Here is a 20202-nt window from a genome sequence, read left to right as displayed (position 1 = left end):
AGTTTAAATAAATATAAGTAAATAAACGATGTTTTTACTTTCCCCACCGATTATAAAATACAAATATTTACTTATTCTAAGTCAGTAATATTCATATGTATGCAATTATATTTTATAGAAAATTGTAATATTTAACAAGTATTAATTTTGATTTTGTAAAAACAGGGGAGAGCCACGGGTAGAAAACATCAGTAAACAATTATGTACACAAAAAAACAATATTGTTTACAATGAGTACAAAAATGTTTACTTGTAAACATTAGCGTGTATAAATTGATTTGACAGGTTTTATTAAAGTGTACAAGAAAACAAACATGTAAACATTTCGCTAAAACACTTGAAGAATGGAGAGGATGTGTTTATGCTAGAGTTATAGTTTATCGAAGAAGATAACTATTAGATAGAATGGAAGTCTAGATAGATTGCTCATTCGTTTTATGTTGTATTATATAGAAGAAACGTAATTTTGAAAGGAGAATGAAAATGACAAAGTCAAGAATTGCAGCAATTGATGTTGGAAATGATGCCTTAAAGGGGAATTTTGGTAAATTAGAAAATGAATACTACATACCCAATGTGGTAGCTCCTGATCTAGAAGACAGACCCGTTATTGGAATTGAAGAATTAGATACGAAAGAAGTACTGGATAATATTCATATCCGTATCCATTCCCCTGCCTTATCCGAAAATAACCTTGTTTACAGAGTAGGTAATCTGGCTACAAAAACAACCAACTCTCAGGAACTTGATCCAGGAAGCAGTAAATCAGAAGAGGATCAGACATTAGTTATGTTACTGGCTTCATTAGCATTAGATGCTGTATCAAGTGAAGTATTTAAAGAGAAAAACGGTGTTTATGATGCGCTTTATACATTAGGTACAGGATTACCGCTTAGAGAAGTAAAAGAAGGAAAAGACGTGGGTTATCGTTCCCGTCTATTAGGCTCTGTGCATCAGATAGAATTTTTAGTTACTCCAAAGCATCAGGGGAAAAAAGTAAATATTAAATTTGATGAAGTAAAAGTATATCCGGAAGGTTTTGCTGCATACGTCAATTTAATTATGGATAATGACTTAAAAGTTATCAACAAGGAATTAATTGACAAACAAATTTTAATTCAAGATATTGGCGGTTTATCCACAGATATTGCTGTTATTCGCAATAGAAATGTGGATGACGATAAAGCACAAGGTTTTAATATCGGTGTTTCCGAATCATTAGAACAAATTCGTGAAGAAATCAGATCAAAACACGGTGTAGAACTGGACAGCAGAAGAGATGTCGTGGATATTATCACCAGAAAAAATAATCGTAATCATATTATGGTCAAAGGAAGCCGCACGAATGTCCATGATATAACAGATCATATTCTGTTGGAGCTTGCTAAGAAAGAATATCGTTATTTGCGGAACGTATGGAGCAGGAATTCCCAGACAGAAATTTGCTATTTTGTCGGCGGCGGCTCTGCGGTGCTGAAAGATTACATCAAAGCGATCAATAATAAGCTGGAAGGCTACAATATTGAATTCTTTGAAGATGAGAATGAAAGCATCTGGATGATGGCTAATGCGTATTATAAATTAATTACCGATTTTGTGCAGAAGAACGAAAAGGTTGAGAAGGAAGAGAAGACTACGAAAACGAAGTAAGGTGATTATTCTATGGGAAAGAATATCGAAAGAGGACAAACAATCACATTTCGAATTCCTTCAGATACTCCTGACTACTTACTAAGACAACTGCAGCAATTGAAGGAAACCGAACGGAGAAACTTCTCCAGTAAAATTGCGAGCTTCGTTCTAAAGGGTGTCAATGAAATGACAGTAAGGGAAAAGGAGACGGTTACGATTCCGCTCCCCCGACAGCTGACAAAGGAACAAAAAAGCTGGTTAAAGCATGAGCACTCAGAAGCTCTGATCGGGACGATTCTATATCAATTATTATCCGATCCTATGCGGGCAACGGCACTATTAACTTCTATGAACAGCGGAGTGGAAACTCTATTTAAAGAGATAGAAGAACCAAGCAGCACTGTACCGGAAATAGAGGAAGAAAGCCTTCAGGAAGATTGGAGTATGGACGATTTAAGTGCAGGTGATTTAATGATTCATCCTGCTGAAGAAGAGGAGAAAGAGGAAGAAGAACCCGACCCATTAGGTGACTTCTTTTCAAGTATGAATAAATAAAAAAGGAACAGCTGCCATGAAATATGGAGCTGTTCCTTTTTTTATAAGAGTAAGAAAGTATATAAAAAATGCTGAATATTGCCACTCCAACAGGTTTCATGGGGAGAGTAATCTTAGACCCCGGAAATACACTGCGCTTTTCATAGGCCTCGAACTCATCTACTTTAAAGAAGATTATTTGCTGATTGGCAAGCCGACAGGCGCAGACAGAAGCATAGTCGCACTTATATTTCTTCTTAGGTGGGAGCGGACGCCTGCTCGGCTAAAATACCGATATTTTAAAGACCAGGTAGTATTCTTGATTTTTTTGCTCTCATAAAACCCGCTTTTGTTTATGCATATCTGGGGATAATCCTGTGGAAATCTAAAGGATAACTTTTTGGTTATCTACACATTATCCACAGGGGTGAATGTGGATAAAAAATTGCCAATAAAAATCGTTTCTAAATACTTTTATTTCTATTAAATTAAGCTATAATGAGAACTTGAGTTTAATAAAAAATAGCGGATTTTATTTTTGATTGAAATTGTATATCTGTCCATTTAAGTTTAATTATTTAAACTATCTTTTGCATCTGACAAAATAAATTTTTTCTATAAAGAGGCACTCTAACTGGCGTAGCGTATTTCCAGAGTGCAATATAGAAGCTAAAATCTTTATTTCAACTAAATATATCATGTTATATTCAATTAAAAAAACTTATTCGCATCATGATAAATGAATCGAAAGTATGAACAGTTCAAAAAATAACGTTAACCATACGTTGTTTTCCCTTTGTTATTTTAAGCAGATAGTGCAGAAATCAGCTGTTTTTTTGGACAAAAACAGATTTTAGTTATAACATCCTATCTCGAATTAAAATCTTGCGTAGTTGAATAATCTATGATAGTGTTTAATACAAGATATAGGCGAAACGAAAAACGTTTAGCACTACATATTGTGTCTTGTCAAGGTAATGTCTGAATTGCTGAAATGGTGAAGCCTGCTGTAACCTTGGTTTCCTCCATCAACTGATTGTATTTAAAATGGAGTAATCTACTATATATAGTACGGATAACAGATTACTTTTCATCATTTCATTCATCAGCAGATTTACCTCACAAGACGCTTATTATTTTGGAGAAATAAGCAGTAAAGCCGTTGGAAGAGTATAAGTTTATTTTTATTATGATAAATAAATTGATTTTAAATAGATACATATGATTATAGGAGGCATAAAAATGACCATTATTATTAATCCGACATCGATTCAAGAAAAAATCAATCGTGCATCAGAAGGTTTGAAAGTAGATGCTGATGCTTGGTTTCAAAAAGCAGAAAAGCAGACACAGGGGGTTACTTCCAGTACGAAAGTGAATGATACCATTATTCAGACAGCCCTTGAAAATATAGATGAAGCAAATCCGGATTGGACGTATGCAGCTGCACGAATTTACGTGGAGAATTTATATAAAGAAGCTGCTGCCAACCGCGGCTATGACGAAAGAGAAAAATATGGTTCCTTTTATCATTTAATTAACATGTTAACCGATGAAGGCATTTATACACCTTCATTTCTGGAAAAATACTCAAAAGAAGAAATTGATCAAATTGGAAGCCTGATTGTACCGGAAAGAGATAGATTATTTAATTATTTAGGGATTTATACCATTGCTACACGGTATTTAGCAACGGATCATCAGAAGCGTGTATTTGAGCTTCCTCAGGAGCGCTGGCTGATTATTGCGATGCACCTAATGCAGGATGAACCGCAAAATAAACGGGTGGAATATATTCAGGAAGCTTACTGGGCGTTGAGTAATTTATATATGACTGTAGCAACACCAACCTTAACCAATGCCGGAAAAACACATGGCCAGCTTTCCAGCTGCTTTATTGATACTGTAGATGACAGCCTGCAGGCGATTTATGACAGTAATACCGATATTGCCAAGCTTTCTAAAAACGGCGGCGGAATCGGTGTTTACATGGGTAAAATTCGTGCACGGGGCAGCTCAATCAAAGGATTTAAAGGAATGTCCAGCGGTGTTGTGCCATGGATCAAACAGTTAAACAATACAGCAGTCAGCGTGGATCAGCTTGGAACCCGTAAAGGTGCGATTGCGATTTATTTAGATGTATGGCATCGTGATATCGAATCATTCCTTGATTTGAAGCTTAACAATGGGGATGATCGCATGCGTGCGCATGATATCTTCACTGGCGTATGCTTGCCGGACTACTTTATGGAACAGGTTGAAAACCGCGGCGATTGGTATTTATTTGATCCGCATGAAGTACGTCAGGTAATGGGCTATTCTCTAGAGGACTTTTATGATGAAGAAAAAGGAAATGGTTCATGGCGTCAAAAATACGAAGAATGTGTCGCAAATGAAGATTTATCAAAAGAAAAAGTACCGGCGATTGAAATTATGAAGCGTTTGATGCGTTCTCAGTTAGAATCTGGCACGCCTTTCATGTTCTACCGTGATGAAGTAAACCGTCAAAATGCAAATTCACATGAAGGTTTGATTTATTGCTCGAACCTGTGTACAGAAATTACACAAAATCAGTCACCCACTGAATTTGTTGAAGAGTTTTTAGAAAGTGAAAATACCATTGTAAGAAAATATCAGGCTGGAGACTATGTGGTTTGTAATTTGAGCTCGGTGAACCTTGGAAGAGCTGTTTCCAATGATGTATTAGAGCGTCTGATACCGATTCAGGTAAGAATGCTGGATAATGTGATCGATATTAATACACTGCCGATCATGCAGGCAACCATTACAAACCAAAAATACCGCGCTATTGGTCTAGGAACGTTTGGGTGGCATCATCTTCTTGCGCTAAAAGGAATCGGCTGGGAAACAGAAGAAGCTGTTCAATATGCGGATGAGCTTTACGAAAATATCGCTTATTTAACGATTAAAAGCAGTATGGAGCTAAGTAAAGAAAAAGGTGCGTATTCTGTTTACGAAGGAAGTAAATGGAGCACAGGTGCTTATTTTGACCAAAAAGGCTATACTGACTCTAAATGGACTGCATTAAAAGAAGAAGTCAAAGAGAATGGTATCCGTAATGGTTATTTAATGGCTGTTGCACCGAATTCTACAACGGCGATGATTGCTGGTTCGACAGCAAGTATCGATCCGATTTTCCAAGTGTTCTATCATGAAGAAAAGAAGGATTTTAAAATACCTGTTACAGCACCGGCTTTAGACCATAACACGTATAATATTTATCGCCGTTCTGCGTATATTGTAGACCAGCGTTATTCTGTGAGCCAGAATGCAAAACGCCAGCGTCATATTGATCAAAGTTTATCATTTAATATTTATGTACCGAATACAATTCGCGCATCTGTATTACTCGACTTACACTTACAGGCATGGAATGAAGGATTAAAAACGACGTATTATGTCCGTTCCACATCCAACGATGTCGAAGAGTGTGAGTGGTGTCAAAGTTGAGGATTCTCATTGCGTATTTAAGCTACAGTGGTAATACAGAAGAGGTTGCTGCGTATATTGGGGATTATTTAAATAAAGAAGGGATAACAGTTGAGTGGCATCGAATCGGCATCGATGCACTCAGCGATCCTGCTGATTACGACCTTGTATTTTTGGGTACCTTCACTTGGGAAAGAGGAGCTACACCAGATGAGGTAAAGGATTTTGTTTTGGAAGTAGGATATAAACCTGAAAATATGGTTATTTTCGGAACTGGAGATACACAATTTGGCGGGGATGATTTGTTTTGCAAAGCAGCAGATAAATTAGCCCATTTTTATGGAAGCAGTTATCCGGCTCTTAAAATCGAACAATCGCCGCGTGGATCACAGGAGAATAAGATTGAACAGTGGTTAGAAGGAGTGCTGAATCATGCAAAAAGTTACGCTTGAGCGTGCTAAAACGTTAGAACCGCGTTTTCCAAATAAGTCAACCGGCGTATTTGGAGGCCAATCAAGTGGCATTCTAAATTGGAATGATATTGCTTATCCACATTGGTATAAAATATATAAACGACTTGTCGGAAACTATTGGCAGGCCGATGAAATAAATATGTCTAGTGACGTAAAACAGTTTCCTACCCTGTCTGAAGAAGAGCAGGATGCGTATTTGAAAATAATTGGGCTGTTATCCACATTAGACGCACCGCAAACAAGAACAGCATTGTTGATTTCACTCTATGCAACAGATGCTTCTGTCCAATCAATTATGGCGGTTATCGCGCAACAGGAAGCAGTGCATAATGAAAGTTATTCTTATGTTCTATCCTCTGTCGTTTCCTGGAATGAACAGAATGAATCATTCCAATTAGGAAGAACAGATGAATTATTGATGAAACGGAACGAACTGTTAACAGAGCAATATAATACGTTTGTGGAAAATCCGACAATAGAAAATATCCTTAAAACATTAGTATATACTTCACTGTTAGAAGGAATGTTTTTCTATTCTGGATTTGCTTTCTTCTATAATTTGGCGAGACAGAATAAAATGGTAGGGACCTCCACGATGATCAGCTATATCAACCGTGATGAATTGGAGCATGGCCGCTTTATTACAGAATTGTTCCGTGCCACCTTAGCTGAGAACCCGGAACATAATAATAAAGAATTCATTCAATGGGTTTATGACCATTTCCATCAATCTGTTGAATTAGAATTAGAATGGTCACATTACGCGCTTGCGGGTGTGGAAGGAATTGATATGGATGAGCTGGATGGCTATGTCAAATACCGTGCTAATAAAATGCTGCGTATGATGGGATTAGAAGAACTTTATCCAGAACATGTGGATAATCCTATGAAATGGATTCGTGCATATGTGGATAACGTCGATGGAACAAAAACGGATTTCTTTGAACAGAAATCACGTCAATATACGAAAACTAGTGATTTAAATGGTTTTGATGACTTATAAGAAAAGAAGCTTTTACGTTATATAGCGTAAAAGCTTCTTTCGTATTTCAGAAAGATAACCTGTGGATAAAGTTATAACTTATTCACAACATTACTCATCTATCGTGGATAGTTCTCCTGTAACGGCATCGATAGCATAGGAACCGCTTGTTACCTTTCCGCATAATTGATACATTTTCGTTTGATTATCATAAACATATACAGGTTCTACTTCGATATGCTCGCATAAATGTCCGGCAGCTGCTTCGACATCCACTTTTACGGCCTCCGCATCTGCAAGGAAATCAAAAGCATCCAATAGCGCCTCTGTATCCACGTAATTATCAACTTGTAATGTTTCTGGATGAATTAACAGCTTCAAGGATGGATAAAGAACCCTTGGTGTAGGTGTTGCAGGATCCAACCTTGCTAATAAATAGCCTCGTTCCCGTTTTACAGAAGTTAAGCGCCAACGACCGCTGTCATTTGGAAACTCCTTCTGCAGCATATTCGTGATTTCAATCACCATTTTCTCTGCGGTATCATCTGGAATAGGCAGGTTATTATCGGTGACTTTTTCCTTTTGAAAAGCTTCTTCTTCGGTAAATACATGTTTTAAATCGATTTCCTTTTTCTCGAATTTCTCTGTAGAAGGCTCCTCCCAAGTTAAAATTGTATCAAGAGGGGTATAAGAAAGATTATTCTCTACTTGATCGAAATAGATAATAGTATCCGGATTTTGATTAGAAACAAGGAAACTGGATATAACATAGTATGGCTTCCAAGCAGCAGTCGATTCGTCTGGGACTTCAATAAGCTTACAATGCTGCTTTGCCAAAGGATAGATAACCTCATCTACTAAATTAAAGGGCTCCCATTGAATTTGTGATTCATCTGCAAACATTCCATGTACGTAAAAGCTTGATAACATTCCTTCTTCATTAAAAGAAATCGTGACTGTTCCTCCAGGAAAAAGTCTGATATTATCCACAGCAGCGTGGAAAACGATTTTTTCTTTTGTTTCATTTACAAGCTTAAACTGTCTGCCATATTCTAATTGAGTCTGCTCTTCTATCCATTCAATCATTGATTCCATGTTATCCACTTGTGGAAATAATTCAGCAGACAACCGGTTTTCTTTCCCTACAAAAATAATTTCGGTCAGTTTTTTAGATTCGATATCCACAGCTATTACGACAGTTCCATTTGGGTTTAAATCATCGGTTATTGCTAAGCCGTTTGGAATCCAGGTCATACTTAAATGAATCTGATTCGCTTCATGTGGAAGGAAATCATAGCTTTCTAAATAAAAATCAGTCAGTTGAAATTGTTCACGTGTTGTTTCAATTATTTGTTTTGCAGCAGGATGCATAGGTATACCTCGCTTTTTGACTTATAGATTGATTAAAGTATAACATGCTATCTTCTCATTCTAAAGAAATGCATCAGCATGAAAAAACGGCTTCGAAGTATTTTCGAAGCCGTTTCATCCTAATTAATTTAAATGATTAATAAGTCCATTGGTAATTGCGCGGGCTACGCTAGATTGATAGTCACCCGTCTGCACAACGGTCAGGTCATGCGGATTGGTAATATAGCCAAGTTCAATCAGCACAGATGGCGCATTTGTGTTTTCGAGCACTTTATATCCCGCCTGTTGTGTGCCTCTGGATGGCAGAGAAACAGTAGAAGACAGAGTGCTGTTAAGTGAGCTGGCTAAAGCAGTGTCAGAATCAGAATTGTAATAAGTTGTTACTCCGCTCACTGGCACAGCAGAGAAACTATCATAATGTAAACTGATAAAAGCATCGGTATTATAGCTGTTACTGATTCGTGCTCTTTCATCTAATGAAACAAAATAATCACCATTTCGGGTCACGATTACATTTGCTCCGGCTTCTTCCAGCTGCTGCACAACATAATCTGCTGTAGAGGTGACAACATCTTTTTCATAGATATTATTTAATCCGATGGCTCCCGGATCTTTCCCGCCATGACCAGGGTCAATGACAATGGTGTGTCCGGATAGAGAACCAGAGCTGCTGGACTGTGTCTGAGCTGCTTCGACAGTTGGAGCAGTATTTTCTGTTGCTTCTTCATTGCTGCTTCCGTCCGTTGTCAGCCAGGAAGCAATCCATCCTGTTTCGCCGTTGCCTAAGGAAATCTCAATCCAATCTCCTGAAGCAGCGTTGACATCAAAGGAATCTCCCTGATAAGCATAGGAAATAATGGTATCTGATGTGCTCGGGCCGGACCGGACATAAATGCTGTCAGCAGAAACAGTCACTGACCCGGAAGAATTTACAGCAGGCTCTGCAGCCGGTTCCTCATTTACTGTTTCTTCTGCAGCTGGAGCTGCTTCCTGACTCGAGTCGCCAGTTGAAATCAGATGGTGTTTGGCGACCCATACAGGTTCACCGCCATAATAAGTTTGAACCCAACCATGCTGTTCGTCAAACGCATTCACCTTATCTCCCTTTGTAAACTGACCAACCAGAGACGCATCGTTAGACGGCTCGCTTCGGATGTTTAACACAGCAGAACTTACTTCATAACTGTCGCCATTTGCCAAGCTTGCATTCGGCAAGAAAAAACTAAGTATAAATAATATTGCAGCCAATAGATAAATCTTCTTTGTTTTCTTTTCCATTGAATCCTCCTCTAGATGACTAAAATGAATTACATGATTGGATACTAATAGAATAGCCTAAACATAGAAGAGTTTAAACCTGGAAAGGGAAAAATAATTAAATAAGACTAGCATTTTTAGATTCATTTAGGATTAAGTAGTTATTTTGGGAAAATAATAATAATTCTTTCATTAAGGGAATTATTTATATATGATTGATAAATATCCGTTGGAGACATCAATCGGTAAGGATTGTAAACTTAGTCATCCGTAAAAGAAAGCAGGGTGGAAGCAGCTTTAAAAGCTTTTTTATCATATAATATGTCACCGGGTTTACTGGCTTTTCCAATTACATATCCTGCAAAGTGCATTTTATAAAAGTCACATATATATTGAAATTGCTGAATAAGCGGCAGTCCTTTAATAAATGGGTTGTCACCGCCAACAATAATTAGATATACCTTCTTTTGAGACAGTTTTTCTCTGAAATCAGGATAATCGGAATCTCTTAAGATTTGTGACCATCGATCAATAAACAGCTTCATAAGGGCAGACATACTATACCAATAAATAGGGGTGGCAAAAACAAGTGTATCATGTTCTAAAAGCATATCAATAAGCTTTGTATGATCATCATTTACTGGTGTGAATCCATTTCTGTCATGTCTTTGGTCAATGATGGGATGAATAATATAATCACGTAAATAAACGTGCGTGCCCTGATTTTTAGGCACAGCTTCATAGGTTAATATTTCTGTATTACTGTTTTTACGGGTGGATCCATGGAACACAATCGTACTCATAAACATCCTCCTTCTATAATAAAACGAAACTTCATGCAGCAGGAGTTGTTGCTCCTCTCCAGCTGAATTAGCCTGAGTGATTCAGGGAGTCCATATCTGTTCTCTCCCGCTTGAATAAATTTAAATTCACTCTTTATGGTGAGGCGGGGGTTACGGGCAGTTCTCCATGATAAATGAAGAAGCGGGGGAGAGGAATTAAAGATAGCAGCTTGCAATGAATGGAAGTGATTCTATCATTTATTTAGTATGAAGATTTTTAGATTTTCACTTAAAAAAGCAATATGATAAAGAATATGTATGACCTTGTCAGTGTATGCATGAACGAAAAAAACAGAGGCAGGAGAGCAGGATGAACTGCTTCTGTCTCTGTTTTATCATCGCGTGATATTTCTTTCTTAATTAGAATCGGCTGTATTCCGTTCTAGCGTTGAAAAAGGGTGCTGCCATGGTAGTGAACTCGAAATTAGCTTCTACATACGAATCCATTTCCAGATCTCTTTTGGTGTGGCGTTCTTTCCATATAAAAGAATTCCGACTTTGAAAATTTTTCCGGCAATCTTCATAAAAAGAAGGATACTTAAAATAATCACAGCAAAGGCAATCATAATTTCTATCCAAGGCCAATCATCCAGCATGGTCAACCGCATGAGCAATACAGAAGGTGCTGTGAATGGAATGTAGGTGCTCACGGTAGCAAGGATACCATCCGGATTACTGATTACCGGTCCAATAATGATAAATGGCAAAAATGGAAGCATCATTACAAACCCTTGCAGATTACCAGCACTGGACACATCCGACATGGTTGCGCCGACACCGACGAAAATGGCTGCAAACATCAGATAACTCAAAAGAGCGATAAATACAAATAGAAGCGTTCTTGGAACAAGCAGGTATTCTAAAATCGGGATATCTGTCTGCCAGATAATAAATGGCAGCAGGACCGCAATATAGACTGTAACTTGAATAAGACCTAAGATAAAATAACCGATAATTTTCCCCTGCATCAGCTCGGATGGTGTTAGAGAGGATAAAATAATTTCTGCAATCTTATCTTTTTTCTCTTGGGAAGCACTTTGAAAAATAGCCATCCCTGTAAAAGTGATGGAAAGCATAATTACCCCGGCAAAAACACCTGGCAGGATACTTTCCCAAGGATCCTCCAGGGAAGCAATCGCACTGCCTTCGCTTGTCGCTGCTTCATCCTGATGGGTGCCCTCTGCAAAGGACACAGGCTCAAGCAGCTGGTTTATTTCCCGTTCACTGAGACCAGAGTCTTTCGCTTTCATTACCTGGACTGGTCCGCTTAACGCCTGTAATTGCCCAGGAAATAATGGATCAGCTTCCTCGCTTGTATAAGTGGCAATTCGGTTCTCCTCCAAGGACTGCTCATTAATAAACAGATACGCCGTATAAGGCTCATTCACTTCTGTTACTTCGGATTTTAATGTATCAGTAGGGTGAAGCTCCCAGCCAAAATCACGTTCTTCATTAATCGCCTCGATGTCTTCATATATTCCTATGTCATCATTTACATAGACTGTCATATTTTCAGCTTCATCTGAATCTGAAGAAAATAAAGAGGCGAGGAAGAAGAATAAAATAAATAAAGCCGGTGTAATAAATAATCCAATGACAAATGTTTTATTTTTTAAATTTCGTTTTATTTCCCATTTTGCTACTTTCAGCGAGTTCTGCATTTCAGGCACCTCCTTCCTGAGAGATAAGATGCTTATCTGTAGCAATATCAATAAAAATTTCGTGCAGAGAAATACGGTTAATATGTAGCTCTTGTACATCTAATTCTGCAGGTAATTGCTTTAGCCAATAATGAGGGATGACCCCTTTTTGCAGATGGAGAATCGAACGGCTGCCGTTGTATTCGATCCGATCGACTTCAGGAATTTTTTCCAGCAGAGCGGGCGAATTCTCCCCATGCAAAATGCACTTGAAATTGGCATATTGTTTTTTCACATCATCCAATGTGCCGTAAATTACTTTCTGACCATGCTGTATCATAAAAAGCCGGTCACACATCTGCTCCACAAGATTCATTTGGTGTGAAGAAAGCAGAATGGCCGTTCCATTCGCGGCTAAAGAAGCGATTTCATCTTTGAAAATCTCTTGGCTGACTGGATCGAGACCAGAAAAAGGTTCATCCAGAATGAGCAGCTCTGGTTCATGGAGGATAGAACCGATAAATTGTACTTTTTGGCTCATTCCTTTAGAGAGCTCTTCTACAGATGTATTTTCCTTGCCTTCTAAATCAAATTTCTTTAAATAGGTTAAGATGCGTTCTTTTGCTTTATCTAAAGGATAGTTCTTTAAATCAGCAAGATATAAGAGAATATCCATCACCTTGACATCTTTATAGAGGCCTCTTTCTTCAGGGAGATAACCAATTTTAGATTTTGGGATGGCTTCTCCAGACTGCTGATGGAAGTGAACTTCCCCGCTGTCCGGATACATGATACCCATAATATTACGAATTGTGGTAGATTTACCTGCCCCGTTTGGCCCCAATATAGCCATGATTTCACCGCGGTATACTTCAAAGGAAATTCCCTTTAGAGCTTCTTTATCCTTAAAAGATTTCTTAAGGTTCTGAACGGTTAATAAGGTTTTCATATAAAACAACTCCTCGTTCATCCCATTATAAAAACGGAAAATTCTTCTTATTTTATTGTACGGAAACACTGTTTGAATGGTTTCAAAAAATTAATTATTACTGGTAATTTATTACGGAGAATTGTCCGTCATCCTCCTGCCTTTTTGGAATTGATGATTGTGCATAGCTCCTGCAACCAACCACTCCGCTTTCCGACGTACAAATCTTTTCGATGGAATGAGTAATTGCGGCAATGTTGCCAGGTTAGTGCGACCTCTGCGATTACTCATCCTGTCAAAACCGTCGCTAGCTAGTTGTTTTTATCACATTTAAGTATATTTTCCAATCATAGATTTTGGTGTTAGCCCATTAATATGCGGTATTTTTAATTTACTATGAAAGGGTGTAGGGAAATGTACATATTTAAAATTCATGAGGAGTGTGTTTCAGTTTGAAAAGTAAAAGAAAAGAGCTATAAATATCCGTGTTCACACAAATACAGATTATCCATAATTTACCTTCATCATTTATTCATATTTGGGATAAAATGTGAATAAAATCACAAATTAGTATTTACGGATGCGTATCTGCATGATATTATAAAAGTGTACTAAAGGATATCCTCTTTAAATAAATGTGAAATACTGAACAAGTTAAAAACAAATTATTTTATTAAATAAAGGGAGAGATTGACATGATGAACTTTTTAAGAACAAACAAGTACGTTGCGGGGCTTTGGGTGATTATTCGACTTTATCTTGGATTTAGATGGCTGACCTCTGGCTGGGGCAAAATTGTAGGCGGTGAATTTGATGCAGGTGGTTATTTGCAAGGTGCTATTGCACAAACAACTGGAGAAAATCCGGCTGTACAGGGCTGGTGGGCAACGTTTCTTGAAACGGTAGCAATTCCGAACGCTGGACTATTTTCTGTATTCGTTATGTGGGGAGAAGTACTGGTTGGACTTGGACTAATCTTAGGTATTTTTACAAACCTTGCTGCACTTATGGGCGTTGTAATGAACTTCTCTTTCTTGCTAAGCGGAACGTTCTCTACAAACCCGCAAATGGCTATCTTAGGAATCTTCATTGCTATCGCTGGTGCAAATGCTGGAAGATATGGTCTGGACCGCTGGGTAATGCCTTATCTTAAAGAAACCTGGAATCAACGCGTAAGAAAAGGAAAACAACCTGAAACCAATGCAGCTTAAAGCAGTGGATTAAATAAAAATATAAAAAATACAGGAGAGCGGGATAACCCCCGCTCTCCTGTATTTTTTATGAGAAGGAAGAACCTCCTCTAAATTCTTTTCATGTTATTTGCTGAGAAACTCCTGTATAATAGCTTAGGAATGACAAAATGAGAGAAGGATGTTTATGTCGTCGGTTCAAGCGCAAAACGTCCCGCAGTATGATAAGATTTTTTCGCGGGATTTTTTATATATTTGGATAGCGAACTTTTTTATTTTCTTAGGTTTTCAAATGACTATCCCTACCATACCGCTATTTGTGAAGGATCTTGGCGGAAGCGACCAAATGGTAGGTATTATTGTAGGTATTTTTACGTTTTCTGCCCTCCTGATACGTCCCTATGCCGGGCATGCGCTCGAAAATAAGGGGAGAGGGTTTGTTTACTTAATCGGATTAGGGATTTTTGTTCTCTCTGTAGGAGCATTTGCGTTTACAGCGAGCATTTTAATTTTAATTATAATACGAATTATTCAAGGTATCGGCTGGGGATTTTCAACAACAGCCGGAGGAACAATAGCAACCGATTTGATCCCGCCAAAGCGGAGAGGGGAAGGAATGGGCTATTTTGGTTTATCCGGAAATATTGCGTTGTCTTTCGGGCCAAGTTTAGGCCTGACACTGGTTGTGCTTATCTCCTATCAGCAGCTTTTTTTACTATGTGCATTTTGCGGTGTAGTGGCGTTTCTTTTTGCCATGCGCATCCGCTATAAAAAAGTTGATCCGGCTCATCAAACAAAGGTTGCGCGCTTTGACGTACTGGAAAAAAGCGCACTGCAGCCATCAATTCTGCTATTTTTTATTACCTTTGCATTTGGCGGAATAGCGACATTTCTGCCTCTGCATGCGCAGGAAAGAGGCGTAGAGGGGATTCAAATCTATTTCTTTATTTTCGCAGTATTTATTATGGTTTCGCGGCTGTTTTCGGGCAGACTATACGATAGAAAAGGTCATAAAATGATTTTTCTGCCGGCAGTTTCGCTTATATTCCTGTCTATGCTTCTCTTAGCCTGGCTGCCCAACATAACTGTTTTATTGACAGCAGCAGCTTTATTTGGGCTGGGATTTGGGGCAGTTCAGCCTGCCCTGCAGGCATGGGCGGTCAATCAGGCGCCAGCTGACCGGAAAGGAATGGCAAATGCGACCTTCTTTTCCTGTTTTGATCTCGGAGTCGGCGTCGGGGCAATTTTGTTCGGGCAGATTGCAGCAATGCTTAACTATACATCTATCTATTTAACAGCAGCAGGCTCTATCGTTATTTCCATCCTGATTTATGTATTTACTGCCCTTGGGAAATCATCTGACAACATAAAGGTGGGTTAACAGATTTGAAACAAATTAAAGATATCAATATAAAAAATGCGTTTCCTGATAATTTTTACCGTCGTGGTCTGAATTACTTTAGAACCAATAAAGTAAAGGATTTAATGTATAATCCGAATCAGTTGACTTGGTCGGCAACAGTCCAGGGTACAGAGGATTACTTTGTAGAAGTGAATACCAATGATTTGCAGCAGGGTTCCATCGACATGCATTGCGATTGTCCTGCATTTGAGGTGTACGGCTATTGCAAGCACATCGTAGCCGCTTTATTAGCGGTTCAAAGCTATGAAAACAGTGATGTGAAGCCAAAAGTAAATCACTATCGTTTAAATCGTTTTATGGAAGCTATTCGGGGAACGAGAAGTGTCACAGAAAACACTTCTTATCAGCACCCGGTAAAGGTAGAGTATATTGTAAGCTGGTCTTATTTGAGGCACTTGCAGGTAGAATTGAAAATTGGTGAGAAGCACCGCTATGTGGTAAAGAATGCAGCGGACTTCTTAGAAAATTATTTTAGAAAAAGAGATCATTATTTCTCTAAAAAGTTTACATTTCAAGCAGGGAAGCATGTCGTGGAAGAAGCAGATCAAGAGATTTTTGAGCTGCTGTATCAGGCAAGCAAGAGTGCTGACCTGTATGATTCCTATAATTATGCAGGGAAAAGAAGCAGTGAAAGGTATCTTCTGATTCCGCCGGTGCTTGCAAAAAATTTATTATATAAATTAATGGAACGGGAAGCGGCTGTGAAAACGGAGCGGGAAGAATATAAAGAGGTGCAAATCGTTGATGGGGAACTGCCTTTTCAATTTGACGTTATGAAAAACGACCAGCATATCTCGCTTAATCTGCAGCAGGGAAATGAAATGACATTCTTTCCTAACTATGATGTATTATTTTTAGATGGTGTTTTCTATTTTCCTAAACGAGAGCAAGTCCCTGTTTTGAAGGAATTGGAAATGTTTCGTTTAGAGAATATTTACTTTGATGTTCCTGTTGAACAGACAGATACCTTTCTCTCTGAAATTATGCCGGCGCTGGAGACAGTCGGCCAGGTTCAATTAGATGAACGTATTGCAGATGAGGTCATCAAGGAGCCGTTAAAAGCAAGATGCTACTTGGAATTGCGGGAGGATTTAATTGTTGGCCGTCTGGAATATCATTATGGCACACATGTGATTGATCCATTTCAAGGAAAAAAAGATTCGGATGTGATGCTGATCCGGGACGTGGATAAAGAAAGTCTGATTATGCAGCATATCGAAGAAGCAAACTTCAAATATAATGGCAGAGAACTTTATATGTCTGTGGATGAAGAAGACCTCTATTATTTCTTATATAAGATTTTACCTTCCTTAGATAAGGATGTAGAACTGTTTCTGTCAAGCGATTTTAAAAGGCTGTTCTTTGATTATGATCCGCAGCCGAGCACGAGTGTCCGCATGGAGGGGCAAAATAATTTATTAGAAATAGGTTTTTCCATTGATGGAGTAGATGATAATGAAATTAATCGAGTTCTTCAGGCAGTGATTGAAAAGAAACGCTATTTTCGTTTGAATTCCGGTCAAATGCTGGATTTGGATACGGAAGAATTTGCTTCCATTCAGCGGTTTTTTGACGGATTGGGAATGGATAAGGATGCCGTTCAGAACGGTCAGGTACAGATGCCGGTATATCGCGGCGCCCAGCTGGATGAGCTGCTCGATACAAAAAAACAGTATGATTCGAATTTCAGAGAATTGTTAAGCCATTTGAAGTCGCCGGAGGAACAGGTTTATGAACTGCCTGAAAACCTGCAGGCATCCTTGCGAACCTATCAGAAGGTTGGTTATCAATGGTTTAAATCCCTTAGCCAGTATCAGCTCGGCGGAATTCTGGCAGATGACATGGGGCTGGGAAAGACCTTGCAGAGTATCGCCTATATTACGTCTGAATCCAAAGGGAATCCTGTCGGCCCGCATTTGATTGTAGTTCCATCTTCTGTAGTATATAACTGGAAAAGTGAGCTGGAGAAGTTTGCTCCGCACTTAACCTCGGTTATTTTGACCGGGCAGCCGGCGGAGAGGCATAAGCGAATGGAAAGCGCCGCAGAGACGGATGTCTGGATTACTTCTTATGCAACCTTACGCCAGGATATTGACTATTATCAGGAGATTACGTTCCAAACATTATTGCTGGATGAAGCGCAGTATATTAAAAACTACCAGACGAAAACTTCAAAAGCCATCCGTACACTTCATGCGACACGGCGGTTTGCGTTAAGCGGCACACCAATTGAAAATTCAATTGAGGAGCTGTGGTCCATTTTCCAGGTAGTCCTGCCTGGATTAATGCCTGACCAGAAGACGTTTAGGCAGCTTGATTCCAGCAAAGTGGCTGCCATTACAAAACCATTTATTTTACGACGTTTGAAGCGGGATGTGCTCAAAGAGCTTCCGGAAAAAATCGAATCCGTTCATATTTCCGAATTAACAAATGATCAAAAGGATTTATATGTCGGTTATTTAAGGAAGCTGCAGCAGGAAGCCGCGGTGTCCATGCAGGAGGATTCTTTCCAGCAAAATAGAATGAAGATTTTAGCAGGGTTAACGAGACTTCGCCAGATCTGCTGCCATCCTTCCATGTTCGTCGAAAATTATGAAGGAAGATCCGGCAAGCTGGAGCAGCTGATGGAAACAGTGGAAACAGCAATTAATAATGGAAAAAGACTGCTTATCTTTTCCCAATTTACCAGCATGTTAGACATTATTCGCGAACGGTTAGAGGCAGCAGAGCATGACTACTTTTATCTGAGTGGCGAAACACCTTCTAAAAATCGTGTCGAAATGAGCGAACGGTTTAATCATGGCGAAAAAGGAATATTTCTTATTTCCCTGAAGGCAGGAGGAACTGGTCTGAATTTGACTGGTGCGGACACGGTTATTTTATATGATTTATGGTGGAACCCTGCCGTAGAAGACCAAGCGACTGGGAGAGCGCATCGATTCGGACAGAAGAATGTGGTGCAGGTTATCCGTCTGGTGACAGAAGGCACGATTGAAGAAAAAATTTATGAGCTGCAGCAAAAGAAAAGAGAATTAATTGATCAGGTCATCCAGCCTGGAGAAACGATGCTTTCTTCTCTAAGCGAGGATGATATTAAAGAACTTTTAAGTTTGTAGACATCAATGTAGAATATTCCTTTCTAAATAACAAAAAAGACGGCCATGCTCCGTCTTTTTTGTTTGGCATTATTGATTTAAACTGAACAGCTTTCTGGGTCTTCCCTTCGAATAGGGACTTTCCTTGCCGGAAATTTTAATAATCTCTCCGGACAGCAATTTTTTTACAGTCCGTTCGGCACTGCGCTTGCTGACCTGATAAAACATTGCAATATCGTTTGATGAGAATGGTTCATTATTACGTTCTACAATAAATTGAATAAAAAGATAAGATAATTCATTGTTCAGGCGGGCTTGATGAACAAGCTCATGAAATAATTTATTGGTGTCGATATGTTTCCGCTGGCCGATAGGACCAATGATTTCCTGACATTCATTAACCAGATAACTGAGGCTATGCCGATCATTCCGGCAGGCTTCCAGGGCCATAAACGCATTTTTTTGAGAAGAAAGAGGATTCAATCCCAGTCCAAATGCCAGTCCAATAGAACAGCCGGCAAGCTTTTCTACCTCCTCGATAAAGGGAAAGTCGCGATAGTTTTCTTTAATCACTTTAATCAGCTTGCTTGTACCGATGATAAAATAGTGATTATCTTTATTCGGTAAAAGTATCGACTCATACTTTTGACAAAATGTACTGACATATTTTCTGACTTCTGTATGTATTTGATGATGCATATGGATAGGGAGGCTTTCTTTTAAAAATAAAATACCTGTTACTACAAGTCCGGTTGAATCCTTCTGCACTTCCAGTGTTCGTACTACTTTTTCCAATGCCTGGTAAATACGTTTATCAGGTATTGGAATATAATGAACAGGTAACGCTTCTTGAAAAAGCCCATTATAGACATCTCTTCTCGAGGTCAGAATTAAATCTATTTTTTTCTGCAAAAATAAATCCTTATGGAAATCAATCAGCATTTGCACATTGAAATAACTCTGCTTGGTATAGCTGGCTGAAATAAAATCATATTCTGTCATGGCGATATCATCCTTGAAATCAATGTGCTTGATATCTTCTGGATAATCGATGGATATGCATTTTTTCTTAGAAAGCTGTCCGATACGTAAGATAGATGACAAAATACTATATTCATCGTAAGCGATATAAAGCATGATTTGCTGACGCTTTTGTTTTAAAGCTTCACTGTAGGCACTGTAATCAGTGAAAAGAAGTGCGTCACACATCATGGCTCCCTCTGCTCGAACTGCAGCATTGCATGATTCGGACAATACAAAAGGGAGGACGTCGATAGATGGAAATTGTTCTGCGATTTCTTGTACTCTTTGAACGATTGTTTTTTCTCCTAAAACCCCTAGTGTTATATTCATTTGTTTCCCCCCTTACAGATACCTGTATTTTT

General features: G+C 38.7%; 14 protein-coding genes. 8 read left to right on the top strand and 6 right to left on the bottom strand.

Going from position 1 to position 20202, the window contains the following annotated elements; all coding sequences use genetic code 11:
- The first annotated feature begins 483 nt into the window (after positions 1 to 483).
- From ACW0TQ_RS11725 to ACW0TQ_RS11705, 5 genes are all read left to right on the top strand, one after another.
- Positions 484 to 1650, top strand: a complete 1167-nt coding sequence (locus ACW0TQ_RS11725; RefSeq protein ID WP_042529250.1) for a ParM/StbA family protein — start codon at positions 484 to 486, stop codon at positions 1648 to 1650.
- A 12-nt stretch (positions 1651 to 1662) separates the two neighbouring features.
- A complete protein-coding gene (locus ACW0TQ_RS11720; protein ID WP_042529252.1) occupies positions 1663 to 2187 on the top strand; it encodes a hypothetical protein in 525 nt (174 codons plus the stop codon).
- A gap of 1221 nt (positions 2188 to 3408) precedes the next feature.
- The gene (locus ACW0TQ_RS11715; protein WP_042529254.1) at positions 3409 to 5637 is read left to right on the top strand and encodes a ribonucleoside-diphosphate reductase subunit alpha; all 2229 of its coding nucleotides are present in this window, start codon (positions 3409 to 3411) and stop codon (positions 5635 to 5637) included.
- Positions 5622 to 6068, top strand: coding sequence for a flavodoxin (locus ACW0TQ_RS11710; protein WP_042529256.1), 447 nt, complete (start codon positions 5622 to 5624; stop codon positions 6066 to 6068). The genes ACW0TQ_RS11715 and ACW0TQ_RS11710 overlap by 16 nt, the downstream gene beginning before the upstream one ends.
- Positions 6049 to 7092, top strand: coding sequence for a ribonucleotide-diphosphate reductase subunit beta (locus tag ACW0TQ_RS11705; RefSeq protein ID WP_042529258.1), 1044 nt, complete (start codon positions 6049 to 6051; stop codon positions 7090 to 7092). Before ACW0TQ_RS11710 ends, ACW0TQ_RS11705 begins: the two co-directional genes overlap by 20 nt.
- Positions 7093 to 7182: 90 nt before the next feature.
- Here the strand turns inward: ACW0TQ_RS11705 and ACW0TQ_RS11700 are convergent, their stop codons facing one another.
- From ACW0TQ_RS11700 to ACW0TQ_RS11680, 5 genes are all read right to left on the bottom strand, one after another.
- A complete protein-coding gene (locus ACW0TQ_RS11700; protein WP_368901254.1) occupies positions 7183 to 8442 on the bottom strand; it encodes a hypothetical protein in 1260 nt (419 codons plus the stop codon).
- Positions 8443 to 8565: 123 nt separating this feature from the next.
- Entirely contained in the window at positions 8566 to 9720 is a 1155-nt protein-coding gene (locus tag ACW0TQ_RS11695) for an N-acetylmuramoyl-L-alanine amidase family protein (protein ID WP_042529262.1), read from the bottom strand.
- A gap of 239 nt (positions 9721 to 9959) precedes the next feature.
- Positions 9960 to 10502: a flavodoxin family protein gene (locus tag ACW0TQ_RS11690; protein ID WP_042529265.1), complete on the bottom strand. Its 543-nt coding sequence runs from the start codon at positions 10500 to 10502 to the stop codon at positions 9960 to 9962.
- A 470-nt stretch (positions 10503 to 10972) separates the two neighbouring features.
- Positions 10973 to 12202, bottom strand: coding sequence for an ABC transporter permease (locus ACW0TQ_RS11685; protein ID WP_256705253.1), 1230 nt, complete (start codon positions 12200 to 12202; stop codon positions 10973 to 10975).
- Position 12203: 1 nt separating this feature from the next.
- Entirely contained in the window at positions 12204 to 13130 is a 927-nt protein-coding gene (locus ACW0TQ_RS11680) for an ABC transporter ATP-binding protein (RefSeq protein WP_341173379.1), read from the bottom strand.
- Positions 13131 to 13804: 674 nt separating this feature from the next.
- On the opposite strand from ACW0TQ_RS11680, the gene ACW0TQ_RS11675 reads away from it, so the two are divergent.
- The 3 genes from ACW0TQ_RS11675 to ACW0TQ_RS11665 all read left to right on the top strand — a co-directional run bounded on the left by ACW0TQ_RS11675 (position 13805) and on the right by ACW0TQ_RS11665 (position 18838).
- On the top strand, positions 13805 to 14320 hold the full coding sequence (locus tag ACW0TQ_RS11675) for a DoxX family protein (protein WP_042529269.1): 516 nt from the start codon (positions 13805 to 13807) through the stop codon (positions 14318 to 14320).
- A 166-nt stretch (positions 14321 to 14486) separates the two neighbouring features.
- Positions 14487 to 15680: an MFS transporter gene (locus ACW0TQ_RS11670; protein WP_256705251.1), complete on the top strand. Its 1194-nt coding sequence runs from the start codon at positions 14487 to 14489 to the stop codon at positions 15678 to 15680.
- A 5-nt stretch (positions 15681 to 15685) separates the two neighbouring features.
- Positions 15686 to 18838 carry a DEAD/DEAH box helicase gene (locus ACW0TQ_RS11665; protein ID WP_289584454.1) on the top strand — a complete coding sequence of 1051 codons (3153 nt, stop codon included), beginning with the start codon at positions 15686 to 15688 and terminating at the stop codon, positions 18836 to 18838.
- A gap of 69 nt (positions 18839 to 18907) precedes the next feature.
- On the opposite strand, the gene ACW0TQ_RS11660 is transcribed toward ACW0TQ_RS11665, so the two are convergent.
- Complete coding sequence (locus tag ACW0TQ_RS11660; protein ID WP_289584453.1) at positions 18908 to 20170, bottom strand: hypothetical protein; 1263 nt, start codon at positions 20168 to 20170, stop codon at positions 18908 to 18910.
- Between the last annotated feature and the right edge of the window lie 32 nt (positions 20171 to 20202).

The sequence above is a fragment of the Oceanobacillus sp. M60 genome (assembly GCF_053839645.1).
This window is presented reverse-complemented; position numbering and strand designations above follow the sequence as displayed.